Annotated in this window: 17 protein-coding genes; 8 read left to right on the forward strand and 9 right to left on the reverse strand. The window is 62.4% G+C overall.

What is annotated here, in order from left to right; all coding sequences use genetic code 11:
* Window positions 1–166: 166 nt before the first annotated feature.
* The 8 genes from OH764_RS06885 to OH764_RS06920 form a co-directional block, all read right to left on the reverse strand.
* A complete protein-coding gene (locus OH764_RS06885) occupies window positions 167–1,060 on the reverse strand; it encodes a polysaccharide deacetylase family protein (protein ID WP_498848500.1) in 894 nt (297 codons plus the stop codon).
* Between the two features lie 10 nt (window positions 1,061–1,070).
* Window positions 1,071–2,117: a bifunctional UDP-4-keto-pentose/UDP-xylose synthase gene (locus OH764_RS06890; protein WP_020065820.1), complete on the reverse strand. Its 1,047-nt coding sequence runs from the start codon at window positions 2,115–2,117 to the stop codon at window positions 1,071–1,073.
* The gene (locus OH764_RS06895; protein ID WP_087750970.1) at window positions 2,114–3,049 is read right to left on the reverse strand and encodes a formyltransferase; all 936 of its coding nucleotides are present in this window, start codon (window positions 3,047–3,049) and stop codon (window positions 2,114–2,116) included. Before OH764_RS06895 ends, OH764_RS06890 begins: the two co-directional genes overlap by 4 nt.
* On the reverse strand, window positions 3,046–4,098 hold the full coding sequence (locus OH764_RS06900; RefSeq protein ID WP_498848501.1) for a glycosyltransferase: 1,053 nt from the start codon (window positions 4,096–4,098) through the stop codon (window positions 3,046–3,048). Before OH764_RS06900 ends, OH764_RS06895 begins: the two co-directional genes overlap by 4 nt.
* 6 nt (window positions 4,099–4,104) lie before the next feature.
* Window positions 4,105–5,265 carry a DegT/DnrJ/EryC1/StrS family aminotransferase gene (locus tag OH764_RS06905; RefSeq protein WP_498848502.1) on the reverse strand — a complete coding sequence of 387 codons (1,161 nt, stop codon included), beginning with the start codon at window positions 5,263–5,265 and terminating at the stop codon, window positions 4,105–4,107.
* Between the two features lie 196 nt (window positions 5,266–5,461).
* The gene (locus OH764_RS06910) at window positions 5,462–5,833 is read right to left on the reverse strand and encodes an SMR family transporter (RefSeq protein ID WP_020065824.1); all 372 of its coding nucleotides are present in this window, start codon (window positions 5,831–5,833) and stop codon (window positions 5,462–5,464) included.
* 25 nt (window positions 5,834–5,858) lie between these two features.
* Window positions 5,859–7,580, reverse strand: a complete 1,722-nt coding sequence (locus tag OH764_RS06915) for a glycosyltransferase family 39 protein (protein WP_498848503.1) — start codon at window positions 7,578–7,580, stop codon at window positions 5,859–5,861.
* Window positions 7,581–8,099: 519 nt separating this feature from the next.
* Complete coding sequence (locus tag OH764_RS06920) at window positions 8,100–8,474, reverse strand: Mth938-like domain-containing protein (protein ID WP_027778440.1); 375 nt, start codon at window positions 8,472–8,474, stop codon at window positions 8,100–8,102.
* Window positions 8,475–9,691: 1,217 nt separating this feature from the next.
* Between OH764_RS06920 and ltrA the strand changes: the two genes are divergently transcribed.
* From ltrA to moaE, 7 genes are all read left to right on the forward strand, one after another.
* Window positions 9,692–11,392 carry a group II intron reverse transcriptase/maturase gene (gene ltrA / locus OH764_RS06925; RefSeq protein WP_498848504.1) on the forward strand — a complete coding sequence of 567 codons (1,701 nt, stop codon included), beginning with the start codon at window positions 9,692–9,694 and terminating at the stop codon, window positions 11,390–11,392.
* Between the two features lie 461 nt (window positions 11,393–11,853).
* Window positions 11,854–13,101, forward strand: a complete 1,248-nt coding sequence (locus OH764_RS06930; protein ID WP_087750974.1) for a pyridoxal phosphate-dependent aminotransferase — start codon at window positions 11,854–11,856, stop codon at window positions 13,099–13,101.
* Between the two features lie 159 nt (window positions 13,102–13,260).
* Entirely contained in the window at window positions 13,261–14,592 is a 1,332-nt protein-coding gene (locus OH764_RS06935; RefSeq protein WP_498848505.1) for a homoserine dehydrogenase, read from the forward strand.
* An 8-nt stretch (window positions 14,593–14,600) separates the two neighbouring features.
* Window positions 14,601–16,052: a threonine synthase gene (gene thrC, locus OH764_RS06940; RefSeq protein WP_498848506.1), complete on the forward strand. Its 1,452-nt coding sequence runs from the start codon at window positions 14,601–14,603 to the stop codon at window positions 16,050–16,052.
* A 213-nt stretch (window positions 16,053–16,265) separates the two neighbouring features.
* On the forward strand, window positions 16,266–17,576 hold the full coding sequence (locus OH764_RS06945) for a molybdopterin molybdotransferase MoeA (RefSeq protein WP_498848507.1): 1,311 nt from the start codon (window positions 16,266–16,268) through the stop codon (window positions 17,574–17,576).
* 24 nt (window positions 17,577–17,600) lie between these two features.
* Window positions 17,601–17,858 (forward strand): molybdopterin converting factor subunit 1, encoded by a 258-nt coding sequence (gene moaD / locus OH764_RS06950; protein WP_214883610.1) that lies wholly within the window; start codon window positions 17,601–17,603, stop codon window positions 17,856–17,858.
* Window positions 17,859–17,875: 17 nt separating this feature from the next.
* Window positions 17,876–18,352, forward strand: a complete 477-nt coding sequence (moaE, locus tag OH764_RS06955) for a molybdopterin synthase catalytic subunit MoaE (RefSeq protein ID WP_458035988.1) — start codon at window positions 17,876–17,878, stop codon at window positions 18,350–18,352.
* 99 nt (window positions 18,353–18,451) lie between these two features.
* Here the strand turns inward: moaE and OH764_RS06960 are convergent, their stop codons facing one another.
* Window positions 18,452–18,994: a group III truncated hemoglobin gene (locus tag OH764_RS06960; RefSeq protein ID WP_498848508.1), complete on the reverse strand. Its 543-nt coding sequence runs from the start codon at window positions 18,992–18,994 to the stop codon at window positions 18,452–18,454.
* Window positions 18,995–19,290: 296 nt separating this feature from the next.
* Here OH764_RS06960 and OH764_RS06965 point away from each other — a divergent pair, with 296 nt between their 5' ends.
* Window positions 19,291–19,800 carry an Rrf2 family transcriptional regulator gene (locus tag OH764_RS06965; protein WP_498848772.1) on the forward strand — a complete coding sequence of 170 codons (510 nt, stop codon included), beginning with the start codon at window positions 19,291–19,293 and terminating at the stop codon, window positions 19,798–19,800.

The raw sequence follows: 19,800 nt of genomic DNA on the forward strand, positions 1-19,800 counted from the left end.
TAGGCGGCGGCGCGGTGTGAATCCGACAAGGCGGCGTCGGCCTGGCATCGAGTTGGGGGAAGGGGCTACCGGTGCGCGCATGTTCTCGCGTGGCGGTTGGGTCGTCAGGACGGGCTGCCGGACAGCCACTCAATGGCTGCGTGAATTCAGCATGCCGGGCGGCCAGTCACGGCTGGACGATCAGCTCGCCGGAGCGCCCTGGAATTTCGCCCCACGTAACAGGGTACGATGGCAGCGCGCCGCGGTCCAGCGTGGCGTAGTAGTCGCCCATGGTCGCAAACGTGTGGCCTTGTGCACGCCAGCCTTCCAGCAGCTGTTCAAAGATCGGCGCGAGCTTCTGACCCTCGAGTTCCGCGTGCAGCGTGAACACCTGATCGTGCGGGTTCGTTTCCGTGTGCTTCAGCATGAAGGCCGCGACGTTGTGTTCGTCCACGCCGTCCACGCCGAGTACTTCGTCCAGCGTGGGCAGCGTGGTCGGCATCTGCACATGTGCGAGCGTTCTTCCGTCGACCACAGGGAAATACGGCGAATGACCCCGGCCGTCGGACGCGTAGTGCATGCCCCACGCGTCGATCTGCTCGAATGCATGGCCGTTCATCTGCCAGCCGGCCGCGCCGTGCGTGACGGGCGGCGCACCGAAGATTTCGATGAAACGGTCGTGGCTTTTCTGCATTTGCGCCGACGTCCACGCGCGATCTTTCGAGCGCACGTTGTCCTGCCAGTACACGTGATCCCAAGTGTGAATGCCGCACTCGAATCCGGCTTCGTGGATCGCCCGCATTTCCGCCGCCGCCTTGGCGCCAATGTCCGGCCCCGGCAGTAGCACGCCGTACATCAACTGCTTGAGCCCGTAGTGCTCGACCACCGACGTGCGCGACACCTTCTGCAAAAAGCCCGGCCGCAGCACGCGGCGCATCGCCCAACCTGTGTGGTCGGGGCCGAGGCTGAAGAGGAAAGTGGCGCGCGCCTTGAAGCGGTCGAAAATACGCGCGAGATTCGGCACGCCTTCGCGTGTGCCGCGCAGCGTGTCGACGTCGATCTTCAGGACGATTCGGGCCAAGGATCAGCCCTTACTGCTGTTCGACGAGCGCGCGTGCTTCGCCGACGTGGCCGCGATACGCTTCGAAAATCTTGCGCAGCGCTTCGTCGAAGGTGGACTTCGGCGCCCAGCCGAGTTCCTGCATCGTATTGTCGATCTTCGGCACGCGATTCTGTACGTCCTGATAGCCGGCGCCGTAATACGCGCCCGACGACGTTTCGACCAGCTGGACTTTTTTCGCGGTGTCCGCGTATTCCGGAAATTCCGCGGCGAGCGTCAGCATCTTGTGCGCGAGTTCACGCACCGAGAAGTTATTGGTCGGGTTGCCGATGTTGTAGATCTTGCCCGTTGCGACGCCGTCTTTGTTCTCGATGATCTTCATCAGCGCGCCGATGCCGTCGTCGATATCCGTGAACGCGCGCTTTTGTGCGCCGCCGTCGACGAGGCTGATGTTCTCGCCCCGCACGATGTGGCCGAGGAACTGCGTGACCACGCGCGAGCTGCCTTCCTTCGGCGTGTAGATCGAGTCGAGGCCCGGGCCGATCCAGTTGAACGGACGGAACAGCGTGAAGTTCAAACCTTCCATGCCGTAGCCCCAGATCACGCGGTCCATCAACTGCTTCGAGCACGCGTAGATCCAGCGCGGCTTGTTGATGGGGCCGTACGACAGTTGCGATTCTTCCGGATCGAATTGCTCGTCCGTGCACATGCCGTAGACCTCGGAGGTTGACGGAAATACCAGATGCTTGCCGTACTTGACCGCCGAACGCACGATCGGCAGGTTCGCTTCGAAGTCGAGTTCGAACACGCGCAGCGGCTGCTTCACGTAGGTGGCCGGCGTGGCGATCGCGACCAGCGGCAGAATCACATCGCACTTCTTGACGTGATACTCGACCCACTCCTTGTTGATCGTGATGTCGCCTTCGAAAAAGTGCATCCGCTCATGATTGATGAGATCGCCCAGACGTTCGGTCTGCATGTCCATTCCGAAGACTTCCCAATCGGTCGTTTCGAGAATGCGTTTGGACAGGTGATGGCCGATGAAGCCGTTCACACCCAGGATCAGGACTTTCTTCATAAATGTCGGGGAGTTTGAATGAGCTGGGCGAATGTGGCCGGAGTGACGACGGTTTCAGTGCCGTCGTGCTGATGCCGCAATTCGTGGATGGCGATCGCGCGACCGTCGCCGCATATCGCGAAAACGCCATTATCGCCTACGTGCAGGCCCGGCGGCAAATCCGGGCGAAGCGCGCCCGGCGCCGCGAGCCGCGCGCGCGCGACGACGAAACGCCGGCCGTCGATGTCGGTGAACGCGCCGGGATAGGGTGGCGCGACTGCGCGGATCAGGTTGTAGACCTGTTGAGCCGGCTGTGTCCAGTCGATGCGGCCGTCCTCCGGCTTGCGCCCGCCGTAGTAGCTGCCGTGCGAGAGATCGTTCGGCAGATGCGGCGCTTCGCCGGCGAGCAACGCGGGCAGGACGCGCCACAGCGTCTGTTCCGCGGCCACCGTGACTTTGTCGAACACTTGCGCCGCGGTGTCGTCGGGCAGAATCGGCACCGGCGTTTGCGCGATGATTGCGCCGGCGTCAGGCTTCGCGGCCATTTCGTGCAGCGTCGCGCCGGTTTCGGTTTCACCGTGCAGCACCGCCCAGTTGGTGGGCACGCGGCCGCGGTACTTCGGCAGTAGCGAGCCATGCATGTTGTAAGCCCCGCGCGCGGCGAGCGCGAGCAGGTCGACCGGCAGCATGTGGCGGTAGTAGAACGAGAAGATGAAGTCGGGATGTGCCGCGCTGACGGCCGCTCGCAATTCGGGACTCTTCGGGTCTGCGGGCGTGACCACAGGAATGCCGTGCTCGGCCGCGACCGTCGCCACGCTGCCGAACCAGATGTTTTCCGTAGGGCTGTCTTCGTGTGTGACGACGAGCGCCACGTCGACGCCGCGCGCGAGCAGTACCTGCAGGCAGCGCACGCCGACGTTGTGATACGCGAATACGACGGCGCGCGGTTTCATCGGTTCGGGCCCTCGCCTTGATGGTCGGCGAGCGGCGCCGGTTGAATTGCCTGCACGACGGTTTGACGCGGCATGTCAACCACGGCCGCGCCGTCGCGCTGTTCGAGAATGGTCTGCACCAGATAGCGCGGACGCGCGCGCACCTGTTGATAGATCCGGCCGATATATTCGCCGAGCAGGCCGAGCGCGAAGATGATCACGCCGAGCAGGAAGAACGTAATGGCGAAGAGCGTGAACACACCCTGAACTTCCGCCCCGATGATGAATCGCCGGATTAGCAGCAGCACGAACAATGCCGCGGAGCCGAGCGACAGGATCACGCCGATGAATGACAGCCACTGCAGCGGCACGACCGAGAAGCCGGTCACGAGGTCGAAATTCAGGCGGATCAGCGAATAGAGCGAGTACTTCGATTCGCCGGCAAAGCGCTCCTCGTGCGCGACTTCGATCTCGACGGGATTCTGCGCGAAGGTGTACGCAAGCGCCGGAATGAACGTGTTGATTTCGCCGCAGCGATTGATCGTGTCGATGATGTGGCGGCTGTACGCGCGCAGCATGCAGCCCTGATCGGTCATCTTGATGCGCGTGATGCGCTCGCGCAGCCGGTTCATCACGCGCGAAGCCTTGCGGCGCCACAAGCTGTCCTGACGTTGCAGGCGAATCGTGCCGACGTAGTCGAAACCTTCGCGCATCTTGTTGACCAGCTTGCCGATTTCTTCCGGCGGGTTTTGCAGGTCGGCGTCGAGCGTAATGACGATCTCGCCGCGCGACTGTTCGAAGCCCGCGAGAATCGCCATGTGCTGCCCGTAGTTGCCGTTCAGCAGGATGACGCGGGTCGTGTCGGGGCGCGCGCGGAACTGCTCGGCGAGCAGCGCGGCGGATTTGTCGCGGCTGCCGTCGTTGATGAAGATCACTTCATAAGACGTGCCGAGCGCGTCGAGCGCCGGATAAAGCCGCGCGAATAGCGCCGCAAGCCCGGCTTCCTCGTTGTACACCGGAATGATGATCGACACTTCCGGTGCGACGGCACGTTGTTCCGTATAAATCATTTCCGCTTATTTTCCGTATTGTTCGCAAATTTCATTGACCGCGCGGCACACGCGCTCTACGTCGCCTTCGTTCATCAGTGTGAAGAGCGGCAACGTGACGTTCGTCGCGCCGAAACGCTCGGCGTGCGGGAACATGCCTTCCTTGAAGCCGCGCGCGCGGTACAGGGAGAACAGATGAATGGCCGGATAGTGCACGCCGGAACCGATGCCCCGTTCCTTTAACTGGCCCATGAAACCGGCGCGGTCGATCGAAAGCTTGTCCAGCGGCAATGTGATCTGGAACATGTGCCAGTTGCTGTTCTCGAAGTCGGCGAAAGGCAATCCAACGCCCAGCTTCAGTGCCGCGCCGCCCTCAAAGCCGGCGAAGTATGCGCGCGCCAGTTTCCTTCGTTGCGCGAGGAAGCGTTCGAGATGCGGCAACTGACCGAGGCCCACGCGCGCGGCGACGTCCGTCAGGTTGTATTTGCCGCCGAGCACGTCGCAGTCCATGCCGTCGAAGCCCGTGCGGGTGATGCCCTGCAGCCGGTATTTTTGTGCGAGGACGGCTTCGTCCTCGTTGTTCAGTACCAGTGCGCCGCCTTCTATCGACGTGAGGTTCTTGTTCGCGTGGAAGCTGAACGAGACCATGTCGCCGATCGCGCCGATGCGCTTGCCGTTCCACGTCGAGCCGAACGCCTGCGCGGCGTCTTCCACCACACGCAGTTTGTGCTCGCGCGCAATCGCATACAGGCGGTCCATGTCGACGGGCAGGCCGGACAGATACACCGGAATCAGCGCCTTGGTGCGCGGCGTGATGGCCTTCTCGAGCTTGTCGAGGTCGATGTTGCGCGTGACCGGATCGATGTCGGCGAACACCGGCGTCGCGCCGACTTCGTAGATGACGTTGCTGGTCGACACCCACGAGGCGGGCGTCGTGATCACTTCGTCGCCTTCGCCCACGCCGGCAATGCGCAGTCCGATCTCGAGCGTCGCCGTACCGGAGTTGAACGTGCGCACGGGACGGCCGCCGCAGAATTCAGAGAGCGCCGCCTCGAACTTCTGGTTCTGCGGGCCGGTGGTGATCCAGCCCGAGCGTAGAACGTCGGCTACCCCGCGGATCGTTTCTTCATCGATCTCCGGCTTGACGAACGGCAAGAACGGCAGAGGCGGAACGGTTGACTGGGTCATGAATACTTCGCTCGATCGAAAGGGCCGCGGCCTGAAGAGGCGCGGTGAAGACACACTACGCGCAAATCCGGGCCAAGGCTAAAAAGGGTGCAAACCGCGGAGCATACCGCGATCAACCTTACGTTTTGCTTAGCCGGTTCGGATGCCGGCTTACGCTATCTTTGCGGCAGCTTTGTTGCGCCTGGTTCGTGGTGCGCTAGCTGCGCGCGACTATTACCACGCCCACCAGAATGACGCCGATGCCGACCAGTTTCTGCACCGACAGCACCTCGCCGAACAGATACCACGCGGCGAAAGCGTTGACGACATAGCCGAGCGACAGCATCGGATAGGCAATCGACACATCCACGCGCGACAGCCCGACAATCCAGACGGCCAGGCTGATCACATAGCAGGCCACACCGCCGATGATCGGCGGCTGCGTCGCAATGCGAAAGGCGATCGGCACGATGTTCGCACGGGTGAATTCGAAGTGTCCAACCGCATTCGTTCCGGCTTTGAGCAGCAACTGCGCACCGGCGTTCAACGCGACGCCGGCGAGAATGCAAAAGAGGGAAATGGGGTTCATCGGTCGTTCAGGTCCTGATATGGGGTCACTGCTGGGTTTTTTCCACCGGCGCGGCCACCGCGTCCGCTGCGAGCGGCTTCATTACGACGACGCGCCGCGAGTCCTGCGCAACGACCTGCATCGGCAGGCCTTCTTTTAGGAGCCGCTCGTAAGTGGACGGCGGAATCAATGCGAGTGCGTAGCGGTCGGCCTTCCAGCGCTCGACCCATGCGTCGACGGACGGCAGCCATTTCTGCGGTTCCACCGACACGCCGAACGCCAGTTCGTCGGGATGTTCGACCATCGTCATCGTATGGCCGATGTAGAACGGCAGCGTGTGGTCGAGCACGCCGACCGAGTAGAACGGCGTGTCGGCCGGCAACTTCGCCATCTGCGCCTTGATCGCGGGCGCGAGCGGTGCGCCGGAACTGAGGCGGCCGAACACGTCGTGACCGATGCCGGCGATCGTGCCGAGCAACAGCCACGCCGCGCCAAAACTCGCGATCGTGCCGAGGCTGCCAGCGCGGCTGCGGCGATTGAACCACAGTGCGGCGAGCGTCAGCACGAACGCGACGGCAAGCGCGGCCAGTACCCACGTGCGGTACTGCGCGTACAGTTCGGCGGGATTGCGCTGACTGCCGAAGCGCGGCAGAAACAGTGCGGCGAATGCAGCGACTACGAGAAATAGTGCGTAGCCGGCGAGATGACGGCGCCACTGGTCCCGCGTGACGAGCGGCAGGTACATTCCGATCAGCAGCGCGATGGGCGGCGCGATCGGCAGCGTGTACGAGAGCAGCTTGGAATGCGACGCGCTGAAGAAGAGGAAGATGAAGCCGGTCCAGACCAGCATCATCGTGACAGGCGCGAAGCCATTCGGCTGGCGCGGCAGGCGCCACGCGTGACGCACACTCTGCAGTACCACCGAGAGCCAGGGCAGGAAGCCGACGATCAGCACCGGCACGAAATAGTAGAACGGCCCCGGGCGGTTCTGCTCGGGCGTCAGATAGCGCTTGAACTGCTGAACGATGAAAAAGAAGTTGAGGAACTCGGGATTGCGCTGCTGCACCAGCACGAACCACGGCGTGACGATCGCGAAGAAGACGATGAGGCCGCCGATCAGATGCAGGCGCTTCCACACCGCCCAGTCGCGCGCGACCAGCGTGTAGATCACCAGCACGGCGCCCGGCAGAATGACGCCGACGAGGCCCTTCGACAATACGGCAAACGCCATCGAACCCCAGCACAGCCACATCCAGCCGCGCACACGGGCGGTCTCGAGATTCGGGCGCTGAGCGAGCAGCAATGCGCACAGCGTGAGTTCCATCCAGAACGACAGGCCCATGTCGAGCGTGTTGAAGTGGCCCATCAGATTCCAGTAGGGCGACGTCGCGAGCACCAGCGCTGCGAACACGCCGGTCGCCGCATTGAACACGCGCGCGCCCGTGAAGCCGATCAGCAGCACGCCGGCAAATCCGGTGAGCGCCGTGTAGAGCCGCGCCTGCCATTCGCCGATGCCGAACCACGCGAATGTGAGCGCGTTCGCCCACGTTTGCAGCGGCGGCTTCTCGAAGTACTTGTAGCCGTTGTAGCGCGGCGTGATCCAGTCGCCGGTCACGAACATTTCCCGCGCCATTTCGGCGTAGCGGCCTTCATCGCTTGGCAGCAGATGGCGCCACCCGAGCGGCACGAACCAGATCACTGCAAGGGCCAGCACCAGCAGCAGAATCGCGGTGCGGTTGAGCGGTAGCCTCGACGGCGTATCGTTCATCGATTTAAACCTTTCTGGCGACGCCGCATGCGCGGCGCTGCGTTGTTATTCGGAATGGGCGGCAGGCCCGGACTTCGCGGCCTGCTGCTGTGCTGCTGTGCCTTGGCTCGCGCCAGGCCTTATGGCCCGTCAACGTGCCGGCGCATTTCGCGCGCTGCTGCGTGCGCCGTCCGGCACCCGGCACCCGGCGCGCGCGACGAACAGGCCTTGGCCGCTGCCACGGCGAACTGAGCGGCCCGCGCAGCGGCAGTGACGGGAGCCAAAATCGCTGATCTCCGGACCGCCGGCTTCGCATAGATGGCGCGCAGTGTACGTGATCGTCCGTGACCCGGCGAGGGCGGGGCTGCTGCATTTGGCGTCAGATGCTCTGCCAGCGCGGTTGGAGCAGCGCTGTCGCCACAGCACTCCGGGCCACGACAGCAACGCTGGCTGAACGCATCCGACCAATTCGGGCCGCAGCGGTGGACCAAGGCCGCCGACGCAACAGATACGGCGTCGGCGCACCGATTGCCAGACCCGCTAGCCCTCGATCAGCAGCGCGGCCGCGACCTTGCGGCCCTCGGCCATCAAGATGTTGTACGTGCGGCAGGCGGCCTTGAAGTCCATCGTTTCGACGCCGATGCGTTTGGCGGTAAGCGCGGCAGTCAGGCGCGGGTGCGGAAACCGCAGCCGCTCGCCGCTGCCGAAGATCACCACTTCGGGCGCGGGCTCGACCAGCATCGAGAAAAGCTCGGGGCTCAGTTGCTCGAAGGACGAGACAGGCCAGGGAATGACAGGCGCTTCCGGAAGCACGAGGAGGCTGCCGGAATGACGCACCAGATTGATTTCGACATAGCCGTCGCCGTAACCGGTCACGGTATTGAGGGCGCCGCTGGAATCCTGATGTAATTTCAAATTCGTTTTCCGAAGTCGTCGCGAGACATCATGCGTGTTGGCGGCCTGGTCGCGGCAAGCACGAGCGGGGCGGTCAGACGCGGTGGGACACGAAAGGGCCGAAAAAGCTCCCGTTGCGGTTCCGTCCCGGTGCGTTGTGGTCCCGTTACGGTTGGTGCATTGCGGAAGTCGGCCAAAATCCGCTAAATTATAACTTTTTGTGCGACGCGAGTCGCATCGACTGGACGGCGAAAGCCGTCCCATTGGTGGCACCTTGTGGCCACCCCTTGTGTAGCAAACGAAACTGGGTGCTTGTCTGGCTTGGAATCGTAGCCTTAGACGCGCTGGAGTCCTCGGACTCTTGTGCGTAATTGCATTGACCTGATTACCGTCAGGTTCCGCCTGTTAGCGGCTTCGACTCCGCTAACAAAGCGGATTGGAGTATGTGATTTCAGGGTCGGTCGAGCGCAAGCTCGGTTTGTCATTGTTCAACCTCTCAGGAGGGTACCCCTGCGAGGTAGAGAACCTGCTGTGCGACCAGCAGTAGCCTAGGAGGACATGCGTCACTGGTGACGGTGGGGTGTGAAGCTTCTCTGACAATGTAGCCCCCGATGGTTTTGGGCGGATGATTGCCGTGAGGTGGTCATCCGGAGACTCCTAGCAGCAATGGGGTCGAGGAGCTAGGCTGACTGATAAGGTTAATGTAAGTGAACTGCTGATAAACCTCGTTAATAATGCAGTGCCAAAGCTGCTGATAGGCACTAACCAAAAGGTGAGCGGTCGGTCAATCCGCTAGAAGGTCGGATTGCGTCGTCGTTGGACCGTCGGGGAATAGGCAGAACCTACGTCAGTCGTGTGACATGCCGGGAACGCGGTAAGCCCGTATCGTTGCCTGCGGAGTATTGCAGGCAGGCGGACCGCAAGGAACGCTGTTGACGGTGCGGGTATGGGAGGACGGAAAAAGCGAATGCTGGGCTGTAATGGTCCGGATAGGGGTTGAGACATTACCCCACGCGAAAGCGGGCAGACTTCCGTCTGGTCTACCGTCGCAAGATGGCTGACAGACCTTATGACTTGGTGAGACACGGGCGTTTTCGTCCGTGCGTAGTAAATGGATGACGTATGGGCGCATGCGCCCATACTTGTTCAACTGTTGTTCCCCAGCGGGGTGTATCTGCCCCGCTGGGGGAGATGCGCCTTCTTCTGCGGGAATGATCAACCCAAGGTAGGAGAGCAGCATGAAAGTATCTGTCCGAAAGGATGGATCTGCGCTTTCCCACGTGCCTGACAACTGGTACGCCGTAGATTGGCGTCGAGTCGAACGGAACGTGAGAGGGATGCAGATTCGAATTGCGAAGGCGACGCGGGAAGGTGACTGGCGCAGGGTGAAATCCTTGCAACGGATGCTGACCCGCACGTTGTCCGCAAAGCTGTACGCGGTACGACGTGTTACGCAGAACCAGGGTGCGCGAACGGCTGGAGTCGATCGTGAACTATGGGACTCGCCTGAGAGCCGATGGGCAGCCATCGGCCGGTTGAAGCGGCGTGGATACAAGCCTCTGCCATTAAGGAGAGTCTTTATCCCCAAGGCTAATGGGAAGGAGCGCCCTCTGGGCATTCCGACCATGCGGGACAGGGCGATGCAGGCCCTGTATCTGCTGGCACTGGAGCCGGTATCGGAATCGACGAGTGATCCGAACTCCTATGGGTTCCGGCTCAATCGTTCGACAGCCGACGCCATGTCGCAGATATTCGTCGCCATGTCTCAGAAGGGCTCTGCCCGATGGGTGCTGGAAGCGGATATCAAAGGCTGTTTTGACTGGATCAATCACGACTGGCTGATCGCAAATGTCCCGATGGACAGAGCGATCCTCCGGAAGTGGTTGAAGGCTGGCCTGATTTACAAGGGGCAGCTACAGGCGACTGAGGCCGGTACGCCGCAGGGAGGGATTATCTCCCCGACGCTGGCTAACGTGACGCTGAACGGGCTGGAACGGGAACTGGTTTCGTACCTCGGTGCGAAGTTGGGAATCGCAAAAGCCAAGAAGCTGAAAGTGAATGTGGTGCGATACGCGGATGATTTCGTGATCACAGGTGACTCGAAAGAGCTGCTGGAGAGCGAGATCAAGCCTTGGGTGGAAGCGTTCCTTGCTGTTCGGGGGCTGCGACTGTCGGAGGAGAAAACGCGGATCGTCCACATTGACGAAGGTTTCGATTTCCTTGGGTGGAATTTCCGGAAGTATTCGGGGAAGCTGCTCATCAAGCCGAGCAAGAAGAACGTGCAGACGTTCTATCGCAAGGTGTCGGAAACGATCAGCGGCAACAAGACGGTTAGGCAGGAGGATCTGATCCGGCTGCTGAACCCAATGCTGCGGGGCTGGGCGCAGTATCACAGCCCCGTAGTAGCCAAGCAGACGTACAACCGCATGGAGTATCTGGTTTTCCGGAGACTCTGGTGGTGGTCGAAGAGGCGGCACCCGCAGAAGAACGCCCGCTGGGTGGGACAGAAGTACTTCCGCTCCGTTGGTGAACGACAGTGGGTCTTTGCCGCTCCCGTGGTCTGGAAAGACGGTAGCAAGGGACTGTTCGAGCTGTATCAGATCAACGGTACGGTTATCAAACGGCACAAGAAGGTGAAGGGGGACTACCATCCCTTTGATCCGATATGGGAGCAGTATGGCGAGCAGTTGCGTCAGGAACGCATGTGGGAGTCGGTGCGTTACCGGAAGCAATGGGCGACGCTATACATGTCACAGCGCGGGTTGTGTGCGCACTGTGGCTGTGCACTGACGGATGACACCGGCTGGCACGATCATCATCTGGAGTATCGGATGCATGGCGGGTCGGACGCATTGTCCAATCGTGTATTGCTTCACCCGCACTGCCATCAGCAGGTGCACGCTGGTAAACTCGTCGTAACGAAGCCGGCTCCGTTTTGAACGAAGCATTGTTTGTAGGCTCGAGCTGTATGCGGTGAAAGCCGCACGTACAGTTCCAAGGGGGCCCCTTTTCCAAGAGGAAAGGGGGCTACCCTACAGCCGCCCAGCGGCGCCTCTCGCCAAGCGCTGCCACAAGCCGCGCTGACGATCCGGGGTGGGTCTATCGGCCACGCCCCCTGGTTTTGCCCGCTTTCGTCCGCTTTTGTTCCGCTTAAGCCTGCGCTTTAGCCTGCTTTAGCCGGTCTCGCTGGTGCATCGGCGCAATCCGCCGCAAAGGGCTCCGACCGGACTCTGCACAGAACCGCCGGAAGTGGCCGCGCAGGGCGGCCCGACCCGCGCCGGCCGCGCCCGTTTGCCCCTATCCGCGAACCCGGCCCGGGGCGTTCAGTTGTTTACCGGTGCCCGTGCCCGTTTGCCCGAAGCTGCAGGCCCGAGGCTCCAAGCCAATTAACCAGGATGAAGTGCCCGCCGTGAAACCGATTCTCAAATCCAACAAGTTGTTGAATGTCTGCTATGACATTCGCGGGCCCGTCCTCGAACACGCAAAGCGGCTCGAAGAAGAAGGTCACCGCATCATCAAGCTGAACATCGGCAATCTCGCGCCGTTCGGTTTCGAGGCGCCCGACGAAATCATTCAGGACATGATCCTGAATCTGCCGGGCTCGTCCGGCTACTCCGACTCCAAGGGTGTGTTTGCCGCGCGCAAGGCGATCATGCATTACACGCAGCAAAAGGGCGTACACGGCGTCGAGCTGGATGACATCTACATCGGCAACGGCGCCTCGGAGCTGATCGTGATGGCGTTGCAGGGGCTCCTGAACGACGGCGACGAAGTGCTGCTGCCCGCGCCCGACTATCCGCTGTGGACGGCCGGCGTGAGCCTCGCGGGCGGCACGCCGGTGCACTACATCTGCGATGAAGGGAACCGCTGGATGCCCGACCTCGACGACATCCGCGCGAAAATCACGCCGAACACGCGCGCGCTCGTCGTCATCAACCCGAACAATCCGACGGGTGCGCTGTACTCGGACGAACTGCTGCTGGGCCTGATCGAGATAGCGCGTCAGCACGGCCTCGTGATCTTCGCCGACGAGGTCTACGACAAGATCGTCTACGACGGCAAGAAGCATACGTCGATGGCGGCGCTCTCCGAAGACGTGCTGACGGTCACGTTCAACAGCCTGTCGAAGAGCTACCGCTCCTGCGGCTACCGCGCGGGCTGGATGTTCATTTCGGGCCTGACCGGCGAGAACCGCCGCAGCGCGAAAGACTACTTCGAAGGACTCGGCATTCTCGCGTCCATGCGCCTGTGCCCGAACGTGCCCGGCCAGTACGCGATCCAGACCGCACTCGGCGGCTATCAGAGCATCAACGACCTGATCGTGCCGAGCGGGCGCCTCTACAAACAGCGCGAGCTCGCGTACGACATGCTCACGTCGATCCCCGGCGTGAGTTGCGTGAAGCCGGAAGCGGCGCTCTACATGTTCCCGCGCCTCGACCCCAAGGTTTATCCGATCCAGAACGACCAGCAGTTCATCCTCGATCTGTTGCTGGAAGAGCGCGTGCTGCTGGTGCAGGGCACCGGCTTCAACTGGAAAACGCCGGATCATTTCCGCGTCGTGTTCCTGCCGAATGTCGACGACCTCGCGGATTCCATCAACCGGATCGCGCGTTTTCTGGACGGTTATCGCAAACGTCACACGGCATAGCGCACAATAGGCGACTCGCGCTTCGGCGGCGCATTGCATCCGACACCCGTTTCCTCGTGAGAAGCGCCGGGCCGCCCGAGCTTTCTCACCCCCTCGGGGCCTGGCGCGAAGCGCCAGGGTTGGGGGCACTTTTTAAACATTTACTCGAAAACACGCTGCATGGAACCGATCAAAGTTGGACTGCTGGGCTTCGGCACGGTAGGCAGCGGCACCTTCACGGTACTGCGCCGCAATCAGGAAGAAATCAAACGCCGGGCCGGCCGCGGCATCGAGGTGTCGCGCATTGCAGTGCGCAATCCGGCGAAGGCGACCGCGGCGCTGGGCGCTGACGCGGCGAGCGTGGCGCTCACCGACGACTTCAACGCGGTGGTCGACGATCCTTCGATCGACATCGTCGCCGAAATGATCGGCGGCACGGGCGTGGCGCGAGACCTGGTTTTGCGCGCAATCAAGAACCGCAAGCACGTGGTCACGGCCAACAAGGCGCTGCTCGCGGTGCACGGCACGGAAATCTTCGAAGCGGCGCATGCCAATGGCGTGATGGTCGCGTTCGAGGCGGCGGTGGCGGGCGGCATCCCGATCATCAAGGCGCTGCGCGAAGGGCTCACGGCCAATCGCATCCAGTACATCGCGGGCATCATCAACGGCACGACGAACTACATTCTTTCGGAAATGCGCGACCGCGGGCTCGACTTCGCGACCGCGCTGAAGGCCGCGCAGGAACTGGGTTACGCCGAAGCCGATCCGACCTTCGACATCGAAGGCGTGGACGCCGCGCACAAGGCGACGATCATGAGCGCGATCGCGTTCGGCGTGCCGGTGCAGTTCGACCGCGCGTACGTCGAGGGCATCAGCAAGCTCGCCGCAATCGACATCAAATATGCCGAGGAACTCGGGTATCGGATCAAGCTGCTCGGTATCGCGCGGCGCACCGACAAGGGCATTGAATTGCGCGTGCACCCCACGCTGATTCCGGAAAAGCGCCTGCTCGCCAATGTGGAAGGCGCGATGAACGCGGTCGTCGTGCACGGCGACGCAGTCGGCACCACGCTTTACTACGGCAAGGGCGCGGGCGCGGAGCCGACGGCGTCCGCCGTGGTCGCCGATCTGGTCGACGTGACGCGCCTGCATACGGCCGACCCGGAGCATCGCGTGCCGCATCTGGCTTTTCAGCCGGATCGCCTGTCGAGCACCCCGATTCTGCCGATCGACGAAGTGACGAGCGGCTACTACCTGCGTTTGCGGGTCGCGGACGTGACGGGCGTGCTGGCCGACATCACGCGCATTCTGGCCGACACCGGCATTTCGATCGACGCGCTCCTGCAAAAGGAATCGGAGCACGTCGATGCAAACGGCAAGGGCGAGACCGACATCATTTTGATCACGCACGAAACGGTTGAAAAAAATGTCAATGCGGCGATCAGGTCGATCGAAGCGTTGCAGACCGTCGTCTCGCAAGTCACGAAGCTGCGCATGGAAGCGCTGAACTAGGCCGAACTATGAACTACCTCTCCACGCGCGGCGCCGGAGCCGGCGAGCGCCACACTTTTTCCGACATTTTGCTCGGCGGTCTCGCAAAAGACGGCGGGCTGTATCTGCCGGCCGAATACCCGCGCGTCAGCGCCGACGAACTCGCGCGTTGGCGCACGCTGCCGTATGCGGACCTCGCCTTTGAAATATTGTCGAAGTTCAGCGACGACATTCCGGCTGAAGACCTGCGCGCGCTGACCCGGAAGACCTACACGGCGCAAACGTATTGCAACGTGCGCGACGACGAAGGCGCGGAGCAGATCACGCCGCTGAAAACACTCGGCGTGGAGAACGGCGCGCCGCTGTCGCTGCTGGAGCTGTCGAACGGTCCCACGCTCGCGTTCAAAGACATGGCGATGCAGTTGATCGGCAACCTGTTCGAATATGCGCTTGCAAAACACGGCGAAACGCTGAACATTCTCGGCGCGACGTCGGGCGACACAGGCAGCGCCGCCGAATACGCGATGCGCGGCAAGCAGGGCATTCGCGTCTTCATGCTGTCGCCGCACAAGAAAATGAGCGCGTTCCAGACCGCTCAGATGTACAGCCTGCAAGACCCGAACATTTTCAACCTCGCGGTCGAAGGTGTGTTCGACGATTGCCAGGACATCGTCAAAGCCGTTTCGAACGACCACGCGTTCAAGTCGAAGTACAAGATCGGCACGGTCAATTCGATCAACTGGGCGCGCGTCGTTGCGCAGGTCGTTTATTACTTCAAGGGCTATTTCGCCGCGACGAAGAGCAACGACGAGCGCGTGTCGTTCACGGTGCCGTCGGGCAATTTCGGCAACGTGTGCGCGGGGCACATCGCGCGCATGATGGGGCTGCCGATCGAAAAACTCGTGGTCGCCACGAACGAAAACGACGTGCTCGACGAATTTTTCCGCACCGGCATCTACCGCGTGCGCAAAGCCGCGGAGACGTATCACACGAGCAGCCCGAGCATGGACATTTCGAAGGCGTCGAACTTCGAACGTTTCGTGTTCGATCTGCTCGGCCGTGATCCGGCGCGAGTGCTGCAATTGTTCCGCGACGTCGAGGAAAAGGGCGGTTTCGACCTCGCGGCGAGCGGCGATTTCGCTCGTGTGAAGGAGTTCGGCTTCGTGTCGGGCCGCAGCAGCCACGACGACCGCGTTGAAGCGATTCGCGACGTCTTCCAGCGCTATGACACGATGATCGACACGCATACGGCAGACGGCCTGAAGGTGGCGCGCGAACATCTGCAACCCGGCGTGCCGATGATCGTGCTGGAGACGGCGCAGCCGATCAAGTTCGGCGAGACGATTCGCGAAGCGCTGTTGCGCGAGCCGGAGCGTCCGGCCGCGTTCACAGGGCTCGAGTCGCTGCCGCAGCGTTTTGAAGTGCTGCCTGCCGACGCACAGCGCGTGAAGGACTTCATCGTGGCGAACACCAGCGCGTAAGTGAGACTGTCACGCGGGCCAGCGGCCCACGTGACATCCCGCGCCGGTAGTAATGAAGCCGGGCCGCCGGTCGGGTCGCGCTTGCCGCACTCGCTGCGGCGAGCGCCTCAGAACTCCGCCGCGTGCTGCGAAACCCTCTGATAAGAGCGGGCGTGACAAGGCCCTGCCTTCGGCCGCTACAATGTTCTTTTAACCTGCGGCTTCGAACCCCAGATGTCCACACCCACGCCCCGCGCTCCGATGCTCGCCACCGCCGACGCATTGGCGACCCTGCTCAGCGCTGCGAGCCCGGTCATCGGCAGCGAATTCATTCCGACGCTCGAAGCATCAGGCCGCGTGCTCGCGGCGGATGTCGTCTCGCCGCTCGACGTCCCGCCAATGAACACCAGTTCAATGGACGGCTACGCGATCCATGCCGCCGACGTGACGACGCACGGCAACCGCCGTCTCTCGGTGTCGCAACGCATCCCGGCCGGCCACGCGCCCGAGCCGCTGAAGCCCGGTACGGCAGCCCGCATTTTCACCGGAGCCACCGTGCCTCCGGGTGCCGACGCCGTCGTGATGCAGGAGCAAACGGAAGCCGACGGCGATGAGGTCACTATTTTGCACAGCCCCCGGCCCGGCGAATGGATCACCGCGCAAGGCGCCGACATTCAAAGCGGCTCGGTCATCCTGCCGGCCGGCACGCGGCTCACGCCGCAGGCGTTGGGGCTTGCCGCGTCGGTCGGTTGCGCCGAACTGGAAGTTCGTCGCCGGGTGCGGGTTGCCGTTTTCTTCACCGGCGACGAGTTGACCATGCCCGGCGAGCCGCTGAAGCCCGGCGCGATTTACAACTCGAATCGCTTTACGTTACGTGGACTGCTCGAGAAGCTCGGCTGCGAGGTGAGCGACCTCGGCATCGTCGCCGACTGTCTCGATGCGACGCGCCACCTGCTGCGCGAAGCCGCGCACGCGCACGATCTCATCCTGACGTGCGGGGGCGTGTCCGTCGGCGAGGAAGATCACGTGAAGCCGGCCGTCGAGGCGGAAGGACGCCTCGCGATGTGGCAGATCGCGATGAAACCCGGCAAGCCGCTCGCGTTCGGCGCCGTGCGCCGCGGCGCGGGCAGCGGCGAGACCAGCGCTAATCACGCTTCTGATGCGAAGCATGCCGCGGCGTCGGCCGCTTTGCCGTCGTCGGCCGAAACGTTTTTCATTGGTCTGCCCGGCAACCCTGTGTCGAGCTTCGTGACCTTTCTGTTGTTCGTGCGTCCGTTCATTTTGCGGCTTGCGGGCGTACAGGCCGTCGCACCGCGCGCGCTGTCGTTGCGGGCGGACTTCACCCAGAACAAGGCCGATCGCCGCAACGAATTCTTGCGTGCGCGTATTAACAGCGCTGGTGGCCTCGATCTGTTTCCCAACCAGAGCTCGGCCGTGCTGACGTCGACGGTATGGGGCGACGGTCTGATCGACAATCCGCCCAATCATGCGATCAGCGCTGGCGAAACCGTGCGTTTCATTCCTTTTTCCGAATTGCTGAATTGAGGCCGGCAACGCCGGCGGCATCCCATGAAGATTCAACTGCGATATTTTGCGAGCGTACGTGAAGCGCTCGATCTGGCTGACGAAACCGTCGACGTGCCCGAGGGCGTCGCAACCGTCGGCGACGTGCGCGCCTGGCTGCGTGTGCGTGGCGGCATCTGGGCCGACACGCTCGCCGAAGGCCGCGCGCTGCGCATGGCCTGTAATCACGTCATGACGAACGCCGGCACGCGCATCACCGACGGTTGCGAGGTCGCGTTTTTCCCACCCGTCACCGGCGGTTGAACCGCGAGGAGCCCGCTATGCCCGTACGTGTCCAGACCGAAGATTTCGACCTCAGCGCCGAAGTTGCCGCGCTGCGCGCTCGAAATCCGAAGATAGGCGCCGTGGCATGCTTTGTCGGCACCGTGCGCGATCTGAACGAGGGCAGCACCGTCGAGACAATGGAGCTCGAGCATTATCCGGGCATGACTGAGAAGTCGCTCGAAGCAATTGTGGAAAGCGCACGCCGGCGCTGGCCGGGCATCGAGGTGCTGATCGTGCATCGCGTGGGAAAACTCTATCCGCTCGACCAGATCGTGCTGGTGGCGACCACGGCCGCGCATCGCGGGGATGCGTTTGCGTCGTGTGAGTTCGTGATGGACTATCTCAAAACCCAGGCGCCGTTCTGGAAGAAGGAGAAAACCGAAGCGGGCGAGCGCTGGGTGGACGCCCGTGTGACCGACGATACAGCGCTCGCGCGATGGGGCATTGAATCCGGGAACGGCTCTCTGGAGTAGGCGTTTGCTGCGCTCGTCGCATGAGCGGCGGGTTGCGAGACAGCGTGATGAGGGGTGCCGCTCGCGCCGCTACTAACCCTCACTCACCGCCGCTCGTCGTCACTCGTCACGTGCCCGCCCGATAATGCGCGTCGGAAACGGCTCCCCAGCCGGCCGCTCGGGGAGCTGCGGCTCATCGCCACGGGCAGAGCGTTTTGGCGCCACGCGTTCGAGCAACGCCTGTTGTTCCGCCGGAATCTTGTAGTCCCAACCGAAACGGCTCAATTGCAAACTCTGCGCGATACGCAGCGCCGGTTCCATGAAGCGGACCGCGGCGGCCGGCTCATAACGCGACTCCACAGTGTCGAGGAACAGATATAGCCAGCGGCTGAAATGCTGCGGCTCAATCCCTTCGAGCGGCTGATGCGCCTGCTGCACATTGCCGCGGTATTGCTTTGCGCCCAGCACCAGACTCGCCCAGAACGTGCACATTTTCGGCAGATGATCGTCCCACCGGCCAGCCAGCTTTGCATCGAAAACCGGCCCGAGCAGCGGATCTGCCCGTACACGATCGTAGAAGCCGTACACAAGCTCGCGGATATTGGCCTCGTCAGGCTCGGCGGCGCGCTCGACAACCGGCGCGGCGGGAAAAGAAGGCTTCATGCAAGTTCCGGAAGTGTGCGACGATTGGCTCGTCGCTCGCCACAGCGCGCCACGCACCGGCACGAACGGCCGGAATAGGGCGCGTTCCGCCGAAGTGGACTGAAAAAAGCGCGCTTTTCCTGCGAATGGGCGCGGCGGAAGACGTTACCATGGGCGCGAACGCCCAACTTTTACTCAAGCAGCATAATAAAAATGCGCCATCTGCATCTTATGGCGAAGCTGCGGCCTCCGGCAACCCTTGCATCGACGCGGTTATCCCACGGATCGCGGCTTGCGCTCATTGTGATACTGCACCTATGAGACTGACCGACTACACCGACTATTCGCTGCGCGTCCTGTTATACCTCGCGGTTCGGGGCGAGGGCTTATCGACCATTCAGGACATATCGCAGGCGTACGGCATTTCCAAGAATCACCTGATGAAAGTGGTGCAGCAGCTGAGCGAACTCGGCTGGGTGGAAACCGTGCGCGGCCGCAACGGCGGCTTACGGCTTGCCGGACGAACTCGTTCGCTGACGGTCGGCGAGGTCGTGCGCGCAACGGAAAGCGACTTCGCGCTGGTGGCCTGCCTGCCGGATCAGAACGGCGAACGTCGACCGTGCGTCATTACGCCCCAGTGCCGGCTGCGCGGCGCGCTCGAGGCGGCGCGTCATGCTTTCCTCGCGGAACTCGATCGCCATACGATCGACGAAGTGGCGGGTCCCCAAGGTCCGCTGGCGGCGCTGCTGGGCATACGCAACGTCATTCCGGTTGTGCCGTTGGCGCCTGTCACGGCGGCGAGCGACAAGCCCGTATCGATTTCCTGA

The organism is Burkholderia sp. M6-3 (genome assembly GCF_050858985.1).
Classification (GTDB): Bacteria; Pseudomonadota; Gammaproteobacteria; order Burkholderiales; family Burkholderiaceae; genus Paraburkholderia; species Paraburkholderia caledonica.